Below are 16,482 nucleotides of genomic sequence, written 5' to 3'. Positions count from 1 at the left end.
TCTTTTCTCTTGTTTCTAAAAAAATCAAGGCAATTTTGCATGTGTACTTACCCATCTATCAGGAATCATGCCTTCTGTAGCAGCCAAATAATCTTGATAAGAACAAGCAATTTTGATAGGCTTTGAATTTATCTGATTATAAGGAACTTCCATCCACCATTGGTTAGTTGATAATTGTTTGTAAAATACCAATTCGTCTACATTTTGTGTAAAGTCTTTCTCATTTCCAAAAGGGACAATATATTTTGCAAAAGCTCTGCTATCAAAATCATCTTCACGTTTTCTATGATAAAACCCTTCAATAAAATACCAAATCATTACAGCTAGCACTTGTGCATTGTGTCCATGAGTATCCAATTGTGGATTGTATTCATAAAAACCGATAGAAGAAGTTTTAGGACTAATGCCTGCATACCAGCAAATTTGGGCTGCTTCATCAGAAGTAAGTCCAAAAGGTTGTGCATAAATGGTAGCTCCTGCATCTGCTTTCCTGATAGCTGAAATGTCAAAAGTAACCATATCAGCGTCTCTGATAATAGGTTCTAAATTAACAATATTTTCTCTAATTTTCCCAACACTATAAATATCAAAATACATTTTTTCAAATATCTCAAGAAATCCTGAAGAACTCAAATAACCTTGATGTCCTACTTGACTGAAATTGAAAAGATAATTGGGTTGATGAGTAAGGATTTGCAATAAATGATTTTTATTAGCTTCTGATTGGTTTTCGTCCACATCTACCATGGAATCAATATTAGCAATTGAGATGATTTGGTCAAGGTTTTGGTATGCCCAAAATTGCCCAATCATCAAATCGTGTGAACCCCCTAGAAGGAGAGGAATAACATTTTCAGAAATCAAAAGTTCACAAACAACTTTCAATCTTTGATAAGTCTCTTGTAGACTGGGAGCAGGGCGTAGATTCCCCAAATCTACTACTTTATAGGGTACTTTACTTTTTTTGAGTTTATAAAGCTGTTGCCTGATGGCATCGGCTGCTCCAGCTACACCCAAATTTTTTTGAGTACCTCGTTCTTCCAATAAACCAATGATGGCGATATCGGCATCTTGCCAATTGGGTAATGAATTATAATGTATGCTTAATTGGTGGAATAGAGCAGAAATATCTTGCTCTGCTTGTGTCCAAAGGTCTTCTTCTAGCTGATTGAAAAATAGAGTTAAGTTAATCATAAAAAGATTTTATTGAAAAAAGTTTGAATATATATGTTTTTTTCTATAAATTTGCACTCCTTTATGAGTAATCACGCATAATTGCATAAAAAAATGAAAAAAGAAATTCATCCTAACTACAACGAGGTAGTATTTTGGGATTTGAGCTGCGACTTCAAATTCCTTACTCGTTCTACTATGTCTTCCAAAGAAACTATCAAGTGGGAAGACGGTAAAGAATACCCTGTCATCAAGATAGAGGTTAGCTCTCAATCTCACCCTTTCTTCACAGGTAAGAAAATGATGTTGGATACTGCAGGTCGTGTGGACAAGTTTAACCAACGTATGGCAAAAAAACAAGTAGTAAAGAAATAAAAATAGCGTGGTATCTACCACGCTATTCTTATTTTCAGGCTACAGAGGTTATACTCTGCTGATTATCTAATTTTTCTTGTTCTTTGAGTCTATATTCTACACGCTCCATATATTCTTGTAAAGGAAATAAGGCAACTTCAGAAGCTCCTACGGATTCATGTTCACTGTGCTCAAATGGATCATCTATATCACGAATTAGTTTGTACATATAAATATAAACTAAAGTAATAAAGAATACTACCACAATAGCAGCAATAAGGTGTTTAAACTTCACAATGAGCATAACACCTGTGATTACAAAAAGTAGAACCTCTAATAAAGCATAACCAGTTGCCAAAAAACCAGTTCTTGAAATTACATTGGTGCGTGTAAGTACTCTGCGTAAAGAACTTAATTCATTGAATACACGTGACAAGATAGAAGGATTTGCTCCAGCTCTTTCAAGATTTGAAAAAAGTTCTTTAAAATTAGTAAGAGCTTGGAACATCTGTTCTGTGGAAATTTTTTTATAAAACCAGTCATGAATTTGATGACTAACAGTATGACATTCTTGGTAAACAGTTTTGATAGGGAAATTAGGTCTATCAGCTAATAATACACAAGTTTCTTCTATAGATTCTAAAGCAGAAGCTATTTCACCAGGTATCCTCTCACTTTCTTTATAGTCTGACATGGTACCAGCCAACATAAAACCTATTAAAAATACGCCTGCACTGACTATCAGGGCTATATCGCTGAGTTCTACCAAACCTTGGAATTGAAAAGATTCAATAAGCACTAATTTGATAATCACGATTGCCATAGAGATAGGAATCGTGGTTTTCATGATTTTCCATTTCATAATCTTAAAGTGTTAATTCTTATTTTTCAAAATTAACAAAAAATTAACATTAAGATAATTTTTAATGAAAAAAAATTATATGATTATTTTAATAAAACAGATTTTCTTTTTTCAAATTCTTCAAAGGTAATCAGCCCTTTATCCATTAAAGAAGCCAGTTTACTAAGTTCATCAGCAACATCTAACTTCTGCGTTTGAGTTCCTCCATTGAAAACACCTTTGCCAAATTGTTCAAGCATCTGTTTATGATAATGAGATGTGTTGTATTTAAGATTAAACTCTTCATCACTCATCATAAATAGTTTAATAGATTCAATAAAAGATGTTATACGAGGAATAAATGTCCAAGAGAATAAAATGGAAAGTATACCATTACTATTTTTTCCTAAATAAAAATGATGAATACCTATACCTCCAAGAAATAAAGCTAATAATGCGGTAGTGATACGACTTTTCATAATGTTTTTTGATTATGTAAACAAATAACGGAATTTTATAAAAAATCTGTTAAAATTGTATGTAAAAATTTAATCAGCAAAAATCGTACAAAACCAACGTGTTGAAAATAGCCATTGTAGGAGCAGAGTCCACAGGGAAATCTGATTTAGCTCAAAACTTAGCCAAACACTTCAAAACGGTTTGGATAGAGGAATATGCTCGTAAATATTTGGAACATAAAATAGAAAAATATACTTATGATGACATTTTGTCAATAGCTCAGGAGCAATATTACCAAGCCCAAGAAGCTATTCAAAACTATCAAGATAAAGAGTACATTTTTTTTGATACAGAACTTCTTGTTACGAAAATATGGGCAGAGTATGTATTTGGCAAGTGTCATTCATGGATTTTAGATACTTTACCTACTCAAAACTATGATTTTTATTTGCTTACAAACATTGATTTGCCTTGGGAAGAAGACCCTTTGAGAGAACATCCTGAACCAGAAAAAAGAATAGAATTACACAATTTGTACAAGCAAAACCTGATAGATTTGGGCTTCCCATTTGCTGAAATTTCTGGAATAGGAAATGAGAGAGTAGAGTATGCTATTGATATAATCAGAAATCTTACCATAAACAGGAAAAAGGCTTGATAATTTGGTAAAAGCTCATAAATTGGTTAAATTGAACAATCAACCAACTTTTATGAGCTATGTGGAAACTTGTTTTTGATGAATTGAAAGCCAATCACCAAGAAAAAAAATACACTTTAAAAACGGTTTTACATTTTGTGAAAAACTTAAGACCAGCAAGTTGGAAAAGTGTTAATTATGCAAAAGACCGATTTGAAGAAATGTTGAATCATCTTAAATCTGATGAAGAACTTTCTCAGGCACTCCAAAAGCATATTGAAGAAATATGTTTAGCCAATAATCTTTTGGTTTTACTTACAGACATTGGTGTTATGGGTAGTAAAGGTTTTGTATTAGGGCTTTTTGAACGATTATCGTATAAGATGCTACCTCCTCTGATGCCTAAAAATGAGCTACGAAATACCCTGAATGAAATTTTTTATAAAGATGATGATTTTGAATGGGTTTGGGCTATTCCTGATGAATTATGGATAGAGTTTTTTCAGACAATACACTTGTTTGAAAATGAAAAAGTGAAGGAATACTGGGAAAATGAAATGCTCAATGCCATTGTAGTACTTTCACAAAGGGCTACTGCCTTGGGGTTAGAGCCTGAAATTATAGCCAAATTGCCAGATATGGATGATTTGACTTCACCATTTCTTACACTAAGTCGAGAAATTTCGCATTTTGTAGAAAATTATAAAAATAATCCTTTGTATAAATCTGATAATGAAGAGGATTACAAACATATTTTGGTTATGATACAACAATGCGAGGAGAGTATCAGTCGTTTGCAAAAAGGTAAAAAACAATATGGGGTAAGTTTGAGAATTACCTATTTTATCCTTAGGCTTACACAAAATATTGAACGTTTGAGGGCTCTTTTATTCATATTACAAAATCCACAAAAATTAGAAAAGTATGACAGAGTTGTAGATTTACTGAAAGAAATGGTTTTTGCAGAAAATAAAAAATATAGTGTTCGTAAGCACTTATCTGATAATCTGGGTTATCTGGCTTATAAAGTAGTAGAACATACTTCAAAAACAGGGGAGCATTACATTACCTCCAACAAAAAAGAATACTGGAAGCTCTTTGGGTATGCTTTGGGAGGAGGCTTTATAGTAGCTTTTTTGTGTATTTTTAAAGCTCGAATCAGCATTCAGCATTTTGCACCTTTTTGGGAAGCCTTTTTCTTTGGACTCAACTATTCTTTGGGTTTTATCATGATTCATATTTTGCATTTTACACTGGCTACTAAACAACCAGCCATGACAGCCTCTACAATTGCTGAAACATTAGGAACATGGGAAGAAGAAACCCCAAATTCCAAAAGGAGAGATAAAAAACTCCAAGAAGTAGCACCTATTATTGCAAGACTGGTGAGAAGCCAGTTTATTTCGTTAGTAGGAAATGTGCTTATGGTTTTTCCAGTGGCTTACGGACTTACATGGCTGTACGAATATATTTTTAATGATACAGTTGTTCCTATTGAAAAATCTCAAAAAATGATTGCAGAACTAGCTCCTTTTACGAGTGCAGCATTGCCTCATGCAACTATTGCAGCTATTTTTCTGATGACATCGGGGCTAATAGCAGGTTATTACGATAACAAAGTAGTTTATGATGATATCCCTGAACGTTTAAGGCGTTACTCTTGGCTCAGAAAGATACTTCCTAAACGTGTATTTTTGAAGTTTGTAGATTATATTGAGAAAAATCTGGGAGCTTTAGCAGGAAACTTCTATTTGGGACTTTTTTTAGGCTTTATGGGGAATATTGGCAAAATATTGGGACTCAATCTGGATATTCGACATGTGACTTTTGCAGCAGGGAATTTTGCTTTGGCATTGTTTACGTTAAAAAATGATGTATCGGCAGAAGTTATTACCATTACAGTTTTAGGTATTTTGCTGATTGGATTGGTAAACGTTTCTGTTAGCTTCGGGCTTTCGGTTGTAGTGGCTCTCAAATCAAGAAATATTACATTTACGGAAACAAGAAAGCTAACTTTATTTATCCTGAAAACCTTTTGGAAAAATCCTTGGCAATTCTTTTTGCCACTTGAACATAAAAACATAGATAATAAATTATGAATACAAACAAGGTTTTAGACGCCTTGATAGGCATGGCAGTAGGAGATGCTTTGGGCGTTCCTGTGGAGTTTCTAAGCAGAGAGCTTCTTAGAAATAGTCCTGTTGTTGAAATGACAGGTTATGGTACACACAACCAGCCTGCTGGTACATGGTCTGATGATAGTTCATTGGCTTTTTGTCTTGCCGAATCGCTTTGTGAAGGTTATGACGTAGATAAAATTGCTAAAAACTTCTTGAAATGGTATCAGGAAAATCATTGGACACCACATGGAAAGGTGTTTGATATAGGTGTGGCTACTTCGCAGGCTTTGAGGCGGGTACGAGATGGCGTCAATCCTCTTGTGGCTGGTGGTGTAACAGAGTACGACAACGGAAACGGCTCACTCATGCGTATTTTACCTTTGGCTTTTTATATCCAAAATATGCCTATTGATGAGCGTTTTGAACTGATTGCAAAAACATCATCTATCACACATGGGCATATTCGTTCTATCAACAGTTGTTTTATTTACATAGAATACGTTTTAGAGCTTTTGAAGGGCATAAATAAAATGGATGCCTTTAAAAATATGCAAAAAACGGTGAATGCGTTTTATAAAGAGTATTCGATATGCTCAGAACATGAAATTAGTAAATTTCATAGAATACTTGAAAATCCTATTGGAGATTACAATATTTACCCAATTTACGAATATCCAGAAAATGAAATTAGGTCTTCGGGCTATGTATTGCATACTTTAGAAGCGAGTTTTTGGTGTTTTCTGAAATCTATGAATTATGCAGAAGCAGTACAAAAGGCTGTAAATTTGGGCGAAGATACCGATACAACTGGCTGTGTGACAGGTGGGTTGGCAGGAATTTATTATGGTATAGAAAGTATCCCTGCTCATTGGGTGGAAGCATTAGCAAGAAAGAATGATATATTTTCATTAGCTGAGAAATTGTCTAAAGCAACTCAAAAATGATGAAAGTCAAAATTCCCACAGGTTACCATATTGCTCAGTTTTCTAAAAATGGAAAAATGTTGAGTATTTGTGGTTATTTGGGGAAAGTAAGAATATTAGATATTAAAACAGGTAAAACCCTTTACATTATGACTGTAAAGGGAATAGGAACTGGTACAGCTACGATTCTGCATCAGGATTTTAGCTTTGATAATCAGTATTTTGCATTTTCTTGTAATAGAAAGGTGTATGTTTTTACATTTGAAGAAACTGGAAAATATACACAAGAAGAATTAAAAGAACAGGGCTTAGAGGTAAAGGAAAAAAGTGTTAATTTTTTGAAACTGCATAAAATTATTGAAGTCAGCAATTTAGAAAGGCGTTATACAGTCAATATGCTGTTTCATTCTACATTACCAATATTGATTGTGCCAAATGGTAAAGAATTACATTTCCATGATTTAGAAAAAGATAAAGAGTCTGTTTTGCCAACACCCGAAAAGAAAGATTACACCAAATATCTGACTATGAGTGCTGATGGAAAATACTTGGCTTATCAGGCAATGGAGAATAAAATTTATATTTATGAAATAGCTAAAAATATTGAAAAAAGCCAGTTAATCAATACTTTAGAAATACCATATCAATATTTTGCAGGGAGAAGCATGGACGAAAATGTCTTTAATTTCATAGAAAATACAGAGAAACTGGCTGTATTTCAGAAAAGTGAGGGTTTTAGCGTTTATAATTTTCTGACAGGAAAAGAAGAACAATCTATTCTATTTACACAAATAGGTTGCCGAACCATTTTTAATTTATTTTCAAGTAAAATATCATCAGATGGGAAGTATTTATTTTTCAAATCAGAAAACCCTAAAAACCAAAATATTAATGAGTGGAGTGTAGGAGATAAAGATTTGGAGTGGGTTTTATATGATATTGAAAATAAACAAATTATTTGGAAGAAAGAGGGCTCTTTTCCTCAGGGAAATATTGATTTTAAAAATAAAATAGTGGCTATCTTACAAAATACTTGGGCAGGAAGGACGATAGAAAGTTTCGTAGAGCTTTTGCCTTTTTAAAATAAAAACACAGTATAAACATCGTTTATACTGTGTCTAAAACACAAACAACATCTCTTACAAGATATTTACACTTAATATTTATTTATTATGAGAAAGATTTTTACTCTGAGATAATGAATCACAGTACTCTATATAAAGTATTGTAATCAGAGGCTTATGAGTGATAAATTTTAGAAACATATCAGTGGTATTCTCTAATTCGGGTTTCTTGAGAACATCTCTTTTATATTTTAAAAATTCAAAAAACACGCTTTTATTTAAGTATTTAGCATTATAAATAAAACTCTCGATTTGTTGGGTTTGCTCTCTTGATAATTCGCTTGAAAAGGATTCATGAGACAGAAAACATTTGATATTCTTAGCTTCCAAAATGCCTAAAACCTCATACAGTTCTTTGATGCGTATATCCGTTACCAAATTATGATGCTCATGTAACTCTTTGGCTGTTTGAGCGGAAACCCATAAATTTTCCTGATGGCTACGTCCTGAAAATCTGTTAACGACTAATTCCTGTATCTTAATTTTTATTTTTTCTAAAACTTCTTCTAACGTCATAAAAAATAGTTTTGTAGTATTTTACTAACAAAAGCTCTTAGTATGTAAGCTACTAAGAGCTTGATGGTTAAATAAATATAAGGAACACATTGTAACTTTATGCACTAACAACAATAGTCTTTATGAATGTAAAACCATTGGTGGTCATAACATCTTCGTTATCTTTCTTCTTACACGAATCTAGTAGTGTAGGAACAACAACAAAAGAGCTTAAACCCATAAATCCTTTTCTTAAAAAATCTTTTCTTTTCATAGTTGTAGAGTTTAGAAAAAAATTGTTTTTTTCTGATAACAAAGAAATCATAACATAAAGAGAAAAACAAAAAAGTGATATGGATAAAATATGGACAAGGCTATTATTAAAATATAGATTTTATATGGACAAACAAAATAGATTTTTATATAAAATGTTGATATATAAAATATTATATGGAGTTGTATAGGTATAATCATAAAAAAATAAAATTCGTTATATAGGATTTAGAAAGTCTTTAACCATCAGAAAAAAAGAAATTATATCTGCCAAAGAAAATATAATTTTTTTAATTAATACGATTTTTTAACTTTGTTAGGTAGTCAAAAATTGTACATTTCAAGTAATGAAGAAATACCTATTTTTTATTTTTAACTTTATTCTTATCCAATACGCAACAGCTCAAAATGCTTATAATCAATTAGAAACGAAATTATTTCTGTGCAGACACGATTCGGTTTCCATTATTTTATATGAGATTCATGCAGAAGTAAAGAAATATACCATTGATGATGCCAAAGCTGCTTGGAAAAAGCTTTTAGATAAATCAAAACAATCTGGAAATGTGTATCTTACTATTCAGGTGTATTTAGAAATTTATCATTACTTTTTTTCTATTAAACAATATCAAGACGGATTATTGGTATCAGGGGATATGACTGATTACATGAAATCTCACGAATTAGGAAAAACAAAAGGAGAAGTTTTTTTGAAGCTAGGGGAAACATGTCTATACAATCACCTCGATGACAAGGCATTAGGGTATTATTTGAAAGCTTTGGACATTTTTAAAAAATACGATGACAAGAAAAATATTTATGCAACCTATTATGGGATAGGTAATAGTTATTTGAGGGCAAATACCAAAAAATCAAGGGATTATATGATTCAAGCTATAAAGTATAAAAATTATAATCCTAATCCTACTAATTATATTAGTAGCCTCAATACCATAGCCCTGACTTATCAGTATGAAGCAGATACAACCAATGCTCTTCAATATTTTAATAAAGCACTCGAGACAGCCATTATCTATGAAAATCAGGAATGGGAGGGGATAATCAGTGGCAATATTAGTGCAATTTTTTCTAAAAAACGAGCTTATGAAAAAGCACTGACTTATCTCTATAAAGAACTCAATTTGGTAAAAGATAAAGAAAATGTGGCAGTTACTTATTTTTCCATTGCAAAAATCTATACTCAACTCAATAACTTACAAAAAGCTAAAATATGCTTAGATAGTGGCTTGACCATTTCAAAAGGAAATAAGAATGTCTTTTTGCTGAAAAATAAATATGATGCCCTCAAAAACTATTATCAAACAACAAAAGATTATAAAAATGCTTATGAAATTTCGGAAAAGCTCAATGCCATTGACGACTCAATAGCTCGTATCAAGCATATTGCCAAATTTGAAAAAATGGATATTCAGAACGAATTTGAGAAACAGGAAATCAAAATACTTCATTTAGAAGAAAAAAATAAACTCCAGTCTCAAAGTTTATCAAGGCTACAATGGCTAATTGTTATGGCTTTGGTTTCGGTGGTAGCTATGTCTGTATTTTTATACTTTTTGTACAAATACAACCAGAATATCAAAAAGCTCAATGAAACCTTAAAAAATAATCATTCAGAAATTTTAGAAAAAAATAACCAGTTACAAAAACAACAAACTGATTTGGCAAATCTGAATGCCATACTTGAGTCGGAGATACAATTTAAACAACAACTCATTGAAAGTAAAAATCAGGAATTGCTGAATTATGCCTTAATTATTGCTGAAAACAACGATTTTTTAGACGATTTGAAGAAAAATATAGCTGATACTTCCCTAAAACCACAAGAAACAAGGCAGTTGTTACAGAAAATAGATGTAACTCAAACTAAAGATAAAGACTGGCAAACTTTCAAACAAATGTTTGATGCTGTCAATCCTGAGTTTTTTAAATTACTAATAGCTGAATATCCTGATTTATCAGCTCAAGAACTCAAACTCTGTGCCTTGATAAAACTCAATATCTCATCCAAAGAAATTGCGTCTATTCTGAGGATAGCCCCTGAAAGTGTTTATAAGGCTCGCTATCGTATTCGTAAAAAAATGAATATGGATTCAGAAAATAAACTCAACGATTATTTGTTTAAAATATAGACTATCAAGTATTTATATCGCATATTGAAAAATGGCTACTTATTACCAAACTGCTACCACTAAACCTGAAGAGCTTACATTTTATTATGTAGGAAGTGAAAAAGAACTTATTTCTGCTGAACAGGCTCAAAAGCTTGTGAATCTCACAAGTTTTGAATTTGTGTTTTCAAATGATTATCTGGAAAAAAAAACAAATCCTTTTTGGGATGTTTTTGATACTATTTGTCAATTACCATCTCTTAAAAAAATAAAAGTAGCGGGTTTTGAATCAAATACACCATTTTTGAAGAGTCTGAAAAAAGCAAAAGACCTGCGACACCTCATTCTGACAAACTCTCATGGAACACATAAAAAAGCGTTTAGATTTGAAGAAGATATATTTAAAACGCTTTTAAAATTACAAATTGTTGATATTGCTACAACTGTTCTTTTTGAAGATTTACCAACTTCTCTATTTGAATTACCTTTTTTAGAATATTTAAACTTAAATCTTGATTTTCAAAATATCAATTCCGTTACTGAAATAGAAGGTATGCATAAAATATTTGGGCAATTATCACCTTACCTCAAAAAAATTTATGTCAATACACAAAATGATAAAAATGAAGTTTTACAAAATTACTTGATAGATATCATAACCCAGAATACTCATATAGAGCATATATCCATAGGACCACAAGGATATATGAAAGAAACGCTTCAAGACCATGAACTCCATAAATCTGAACACACAAAATCCTTGTCTATCTCAGAACTCAATATAACGAAGCTACCTAAACATGTGAACAAGGAATATATTGAAAAAATTTTTCTAATTAATAATAACTTATCTTCATTAGGAGGGAGGTTTTCAAATTTAAAAGTTTTATATATTAAGGGTAATAAAAATCTTGATTTGGAGGAAGTTTTGAATGAATTTGATTTAGAAAAATTAGAAGTTTTGGATTTGAGTAATTGTAAAATCAAACAAATTCCAATACAATTTACGAGATTAAGTAATTTAAAAGAGTTGTATATAAGTTATAATAAAATAGAAACATTGCCTGTAGATTTTTATAAACTCGAAAATCTTCAGATTTTTAATATAGGAGGCTCAAATCCTATTACTAAAAATACGGAAGTAAAAAAAGGAAATCCTTTACTAACACTCTTTAAAAATTTTAAAAAACTAAATTTAACAGATACCGAAAAACAGATTCAGACGGGTGTTTTTGTTAATAATCAAGAATTTATAAGTAATAAAACACATATCGAACTGGTAGAAGGCTGTTTAAAACCTGCTCATAAGAGCATCGAACGCAATCTGATTGCTTATCTGGAAAAGAAAATTAAAAATCCACTGCAAAAAACAACTCCAGAAAACATCAAAATTGCATTTTGGGGAGGATGGGAGAGTATCACACTCAAAGAATTGAAAGAGTTCTGTAAAAAATATAATGCGAAAGTGGTAGATATTGAAAGTAAGGATGTTACACATATTTGTATTGGTGAGAACTTCAAAAAAGCAGACATCAAAACGCTTCAAAAAGTAGCTTCATTGCCTTGGGTATTGCCTTCGCATATCAAGCAATGGATGGAACAACTGGAAACTCCTTTCTTGAAACAATTAGATGAGAGTGCTTTAGAGAATTTGGAGGGCTTTTTAAGAAGTTCGGACATCGAAAATCAAAAAATGGCTCTCGAAATGATGAAAACAGGAGGCATTCCTGATAATTTGTTGTATGCTGTTATTTTAATTTCTCTCAAAAAAACGCTTATTTCTTTGGAGGTTCATAAACTCTTACAAAAATATGTAGATGCGGAGTTATATACTATTCTTGCAAGAATACGTGTCAAATTTAACTGGGAGAGAATGATGAATAACCTGCTCAAAAATCCACTTATCAATCGTGTGGAGCTTGCCAAGGCTGTTATCAAATTTGAGGATAAAAATTTTCTATTAGCCAATAATATACTAATTACAGAAGAACCCGACTGGATTATCCAATACTTTACAAGCAATAGTGAGCTCGAATGGCAGACACAGAGATATGTAAGCATTGGTAAAATCCTGAAAACCAAAGCAGATTTGAGCAATATCACAATATTACACATAGATTGGGGAGATTTAAAAGCACATATCAGTAAATTGAAGAAAATGTCTAATCTTAAAACCATCTACATTTATACAAGGTCTTATCATAAGAATTCTAAAGGGTATGAAGCTTTTCAGAAAGAGTGTGAAGAAAAATACACTCAATATACGTTTATAGAAAAAATGATTTAAACATCAGCTTTTAAAAACTACGAGATATATAAATGCAATAGTGTTGCAATTTTAATAATGTTTATTATTTTTGCATCATTGTTGCATTCTTTAATTGTGTTATTTCAATGTTTTTAAGATTCATCTATATTAGCTTGATTTTTCTTGTTTTTTCAAGTACAAGTCATCCCATTAAGCTTACATCTTCTTTGTTCGAATACAAACAAGCTACAGGAGAACTTTCTTATGAATGCAAGGTATTTATTGATGATTTTGAAAACGCAATCAATAAAACGCTCTCCAAAAAAATAGCTATTCAAAAACCCACTCAAGAAGATATTGCGGGTATCAACAGACATTTTGGAAACCATGTTAAAATTTTTATCAATGGAAAGGTTTTACCAATGGTGTATAAATCTTCTGAGGTCATAAAGTCTGCAAATGTGTATATCATTCGGTTCAAAGATATTCCCATTAAACTCAAAAAAGGAGATAAAATACAAATATCAAATAGTCTGTTTTTTGAAGAGTTTGAATATGCCCAAACTAATTTTATACTTGTCAGAATACCTCCTTTTGTCAAAGAAGAAAATTATGATTTAAGTCTTGATAATCGTACAGTTAATTTTAGTCTATAAACTATGTTTTCTAAATTCTCAACTTTTTTTATGAGTGGTTGGCATCATATCGCAGATATCAATGCCTACGACCACCTTTTATTTGTTATGACTTTGTGTGCTACTTTTCAGCTTGTGCAATGGAAACAAATACTTGTCATTATTACAGCTTTTACGATTGGGCATAGCATAACGCTGGTTTTGAGTGCATTAGATTACATTCCTTCTAATGCCAAACTCATAGACACGCTGATTCCTGCGACCATTATGCTAACAGCCATCTCAAATATTCTCAATTATAATAAAGAAACAAAATTCTCCAAAACAAACATCAAATATGCTATTGCACTCATTTTTGGCTTGATTCATGGATTGGCGTTTGCAAGCAATTTTAAATTCATGATGTTTGGAGGAAGTATCCTTTTGCCTTTATTTGCATTTAATCTGGGTATAGAAGTAGGACAAATCTTCATTGTGATACTTTTTATGCTTGCTCTTTGGGCATATACCAAATTTATCAAGGGCGAGCATCTGAAATGGAACTTGTTTGTATCAGGAGCTGGTTTTGGTATCGCCATCACAATTCTACTCAAAACCCTAAACACAGAATAAAAAATACTTGGTATAAAATATATGCTCCTTCATAAAGCCAATAGAGTTATTGGATAAATAGCTTTGAAAATAAGCTTATAAAATATTTAATTTTGAGTTGTTCTATTTTACTTAAAATTAATGTTATGAAGAAAGTACATTTTTTAATTGTGTTTTTCTATTTGGTTTCTTTGGGTACTTTTGCTCAGTTCAATTTCTCTGATGAACCATTTAAACCAAAAAAGGGGGCTTTAAACCTCACAAAAGCAGGCGAGAAAGTACAAATGAAAGTAGGGCAGAATGCCTATTATGCTTGGATACGTACCAGTGATGCTGATGCCTTTATGGTCAGTGTAGATGAAGGAGCTAATTTGTTTGATAAAGAAGAAACACACATTTATAAAAATCCTAAAACTGAAAAACGAACCACCACTTGGCAATGGGTGGCTAAAAAAGCAGGAACTGCCAAAATGGAAATAGAAAATGAAAAAGGTGAAAAACGAACCATCACCATAGAAATTGTGGAGAAAAAGAAGTAAGGCAAAAAAGCTACCATAATATTTACAAAATACTATGGTAGCTTTCTTTAAATAAAAGATTGATAAATATCTAAAAAAGATGGATAAGAAGGAGTTGAATTGCGTATTAAAACTAGATTTACGTCAGAAAATAAATGAGGATTGATGATACTTGAATGATAAAAGTTATGTAATACTACCAAATATGTTTCTATATTATTTTCTGATAGGAATAAATTATAAACATTTAAAAAACTACAAACATCTAGATAGATATTATCAGATATCAGAAAATCTTCTTCGATACTTACAGCAAAGAAAGCATCATGAGTGTCTGGAAAAATATGAAAAGCTGTTTCTTGATATTTAAAATACTTTTTTGAGAAGAACAAACTCCAAGATTCTTCTATTTTTCTTAATGCTGTTTCTGCATTTTGAGCTGTAAAATACATTTGTAAATAGCCTCCAAAATGAATAGCCTTAAATTCTGGATTACTAATAGAATTGAAAGAAATATCAGATGCTTTTAACATCTTATATTTTTTTAATTGAGTCTTCGTGATTTTTAAAAAACTCCTGTTATCATAAGTTATGGATAAACTGTAAGATAATTGGTTGATTAAATTTGTAGTATAAGAGTCATATTCAACTAAATTATAAGAATTATCTTGAAGTAAAACATTCAAACTTGTGTCAAAGATATCATAAAAGTCTTTGTTATTACATGTAATCATACAATAGTAAAATAATTCTTGTTGATGAGTTTTGAAGGTAAGAGTTTTACCATCATTCTCTTTAAGATATTGAAATAATAGACTTCTATGTAATAATTCAGTATTATTCTCTCTAAACTCACTAAAATCGAATTTTATAGTTATTTTTACAATGTATTCGTCATCAAAAGATGCTTTCAAGGAATTCTCTTTGGTAGATTTAGGGTTGATTTGGAATAGATCTTTAGGTATATGATTCTCATAATCAATATTTCTCCATTTTGGTTTTAAACTGGTCTTGGCAGAGTCATAATTGTTATTTTCAATGATGACATCTCTTGCCACAATGTAAAACTTTTTGCCTTGACTTTCTAATACAAATATGTTTTCATGTATAACAAAATCATCATCATAAGTTTCGATACAACTTCTTTGTCTAAAATACTCAATATCATGCTTATCGCCTAGTTTACTAATAGTTATATCTTCAAAAATTGTATCAAGTTCCAAATAAGCTACACCAGCAAAAATAATATCAGTATTGAGAGGTTCTACCTTATCAAAATTAAAATCCGATTTTCTGAGGAGTAGTAGTTTATGAGTTACAGAAAAATCTATTAAGGTAAAAAAGCCTTTTAATTCTATTTTTTCCATAGTTCAAGTAATTTAAAACTAAACAAAGAAATAATTTTTCCATTTTCTGAAAATATATGCTAAAAAAGAAAAATTCTAAATATTATCTTCATTTAAAATAGGTTTTATATTATTTTATAATCTCTATTTGAATATAACAGTTTATCATATAGCGTTCAAATCATAACTTTACAGATAATGAAATTACATACAACAAATTATTTTGACACATTTATTGAAGTTGCAGACGACTGTCCAACTGAAATTGGTGAAATCCCTAAATCAAAAGGTGATAATAAAACTGTTGCAGAAATACAGTATGAACTTTTGATAAAGAATCCTTATAAATTTACTTCTGATGATATTTTTTTCCAAGTGTATGCTGACAAAAACGACTTAACAAAAACTGAATATAAAAAAGCAAGAGAACAATTTTTCTCAAAAGGACAACCTTGTTTTAGAGCTTCACCATTGACAAAACGTTATGGTTTTGGTGTTCATTCAAATAGTGATGGGAAAATTGCAATATTTGGACAAGAAACAAAGGAATATGAACAATTTGTAAATGACCCAAAAATAAAGAAAGTTAAAGCAATGAAAAGTTCAAAAAAATAGA

At 31.0% G+C, this 16,482-nt stretch carries 16 protein-coding genes; 11 read left to right on the top strand and 5 right to left on the bottom strand.

Going from position 1 to position 16,482, the window contains the following annotated elements; all coding sequences use genetic code 11:
• Positions 1 to 24: 24 nt before the first annotated feature.
• Positions 25 to 1,191, bottom strand: coding sequence for a hypothetical protein (locus AD998_12335; protein ID KOY88181.1), 1,167 nt, complete (start codon positions 1,189 to 1,191; stop codon positions 25 to 27).
• 96 nt (positions 1,192 to 1,287) lie between these two features.
• Here AD998_12335 and AD998_12330 point away from each other — a divergent pair, with 96 nt between their 5' ends.
• Complete coding sequence (locus tag AD998_12330) at positions 1,288 to 1,548, top strand: 50S ribosomal protein L31 type B (protein ID KOY86825.1); 261 nt, start codon at positions 1,288 to 1,290, stop codon at positions 1,546 to 1,548.
• Between the two features lie 34 nt (positions 1,549 to 1,582).
• Here the strand turns inward: AD998_12330 and AD998_12325 are convergent, their stop codons facing one another.
• Positions 1,583 to 2,389: a hypothetical protein gene (locus AD998_12325; protein ID KOY86824.1), complete on the bottom strand. Its 807-nt coding sequence runs from the start codon at positions 2,387 to 2,389 to the stop codon at positions 1,583 to 1,585.
• 83 nt (positions 2,390 to 2,472) lie between these two features.
• Positions 2,473 to 2,847, bottom strand: coding sequence for a hypothetical protein (locus tag AD998_12320; protein ID KOY86823.1), 375 nt, complete (start codon positions 2,845 to 2,847; stop codon positions 2,473 to 2,475).
• Positions 2,848 to 2,945: 98 nt separating this feature from the next.
• Between AD998_12320 and AD998_12315 the strand changes: the two genes are divergently transcribed.
• Genes AD998_12315 through AD998_12300 form a run of 4 tightly spaced genes read left to right on the top strand, consistent with a single transcriptional unit; the run spans position 2,946 to position 7,589 of the window.
• Positions 2,946 to 3,485, top strand: a complete 540-nt coding sequence (locus AD998_12315; GenBank protein KOY86822.1) for a hypothetical protein — start codon at positions 2,946 to 2,948, stop codon at positions 3,483 to 3,485.
• Positions 3,486 to 3,544: 59 nt separating this feature from the next.
• The gene (locus AD998_12310; protein ID KOY86821.1) at positions 3,545 to 5,563 is read left to right on the top strand and encodes a hypothetical protein; all 2,019 of its coding nucleotides are present in this window, start codon (positions 3,545 to 3,547) and stop codon (positions 5,561 to 5,563) included.
• Positions 5,560 to 6,528, top strand: a complete 969-nt coding sequence (locus tag AD998_12305) for a hypothetical protein (GenBank protein ID KOY86820.1) — start codon at positions 5,560 to 5,562, stop codon at positions 6,526 to 6,528. The genes AD998_12310 and AD998_12305 overlap by 4 nt, the downstream gene beginning before the upstream one ends.
• Positions 6,528 to 7,589, top strand: a complete 1,062-nt coding sequence (locus AD998_12300; protein ID KOY86819.1) for a hypothetical protein — start codon at positions 6,528 to 6,530, stop codon at positions 7,587 to 7,589. The genes AD998_12305 and AD998_12300 overlap by 1 nt, the downstream gene beginning before the upstream one ends.
• Positions 7,590 to 7,670: 81 nt before the next feature.
• Here AD998_12300 and AD998_12295 read toward each other — a convergent pair whose 3' ends face one another.
• Positions 7,671 to 8,147, bottom strand: coding sequence for a hypothetical protein (locus AD998_12295; GenBank protein ID KOY86818.1), 477 nt, complete (start codon positions 8,145 to 8,147; stop codon positions 7,671 to 7,673).
• A 599-nt stretch (positions 8,148 to 8,746) separates the two neighbouring features.
• Between AD998_12295 and AD998_12290 the strand changes: the two genes are divergently transcribed.
• From AD998_12290 to AD998_12270, 5 genes are all read left to right on the top strand, one after another.
• The gene (locus tag AD998_12290; protein KOY86817.1) at positions 8,747 to 10,549 is read left to right on the top strand and encodes a hypothetical protein; all 1,803 of its coding nucleotides are present in this window, start codon (positions 8,747 to 8,749) and stop codon (positions 10,547 to 10,549) included.
• Between the two features lie 31 nt (positions 10,550 to 10,580).
• Positions 10,581 to 12,815, top strand: coding sequence for a hypothetical protein (locus AD998_12285; protein ID KOY86816.1), 2,235 nt, complete (start codon positions 10,581 to 10,583; stop codon positions 12,813 to 12,815).
• Positions 12,816 to 12,922: 107 nt separating this feature from the next.
• The gene (locus AD998_12280) at positions 12,923 to 13,432 is read left to right on the top strand and encodes a hypothetical protein (GenBank protein KOY86815.1); all 510 of its coding nucleotides are present in this window, start codon (positions 12,923 to 12,925) and stop codon (positions 13,430 to 13,432) included.
• A gap of 3 nt (positions 13,433 to 13,435) precedes the next feature.
• Positions 13,436 to 14,023, top strand: a complete 588-nt coding sequence (locus AD998_12275; protein ID KOY86814.1) for a hypothetical protein — start codon at positions 13,436 to 13,438, stop codon at positions 14,021 to 14,023.
• 125 nt (positions 14,024 to 14,148) lie between these two features.
• On the top strand, positions 14,149 to 14,541 hold the full coding sequence (locus tag AD998_12270; protein KOY86813.1) for a hypothetical protein: 393 nt from the start codon (positions 14,149 to 14,151) through the stop codon (positions 14,539 to 14,541).
• 47 nt (positions 14,542 to 14,588) lie between these two features.
• Here AD998_12270 and AD998_12265 read toward each other — a convergent pair whose 3' ends face one another.
• Entirely contained in the window at positions 14,589 to 15,887 is a 1,299-nt protein-coding gene (locus tag AD998_12265) for a hypothetical protein (GenBank protein KOY86812.1), read from the bottom strand.
• Positions 15,888 to 16,064: 177 nt separating this feature from the next.
• Here AD998_12265 and AD998_12260 point away from each other — a divergent pair, with 177 nt between their 5' ends.
• Positions 16,065 to 16,481, top strand: coding sequence for a hypothetical protein (locus AD998_12260; GenBank protein ID KOY86811.1), 417 nt, complete (start codon positions 16,065 to 16,067; stop codon positions 16,479 to 16,481).
• Position 16,482 lies beyond the last annotated feature (1 nt).

The sequence above is a fragment of the bacterium 336/3 genome (assembly GCA_001281695.1).
Classification (GTDB): domain Bacteria; phylum Bacteroidota; class Bacteroidia; order Cytophagales; family Thermonemataceae; genus Raineya.
This window is presented reverse-complemented; position numbering and strand designations above follow the sequence as displayed.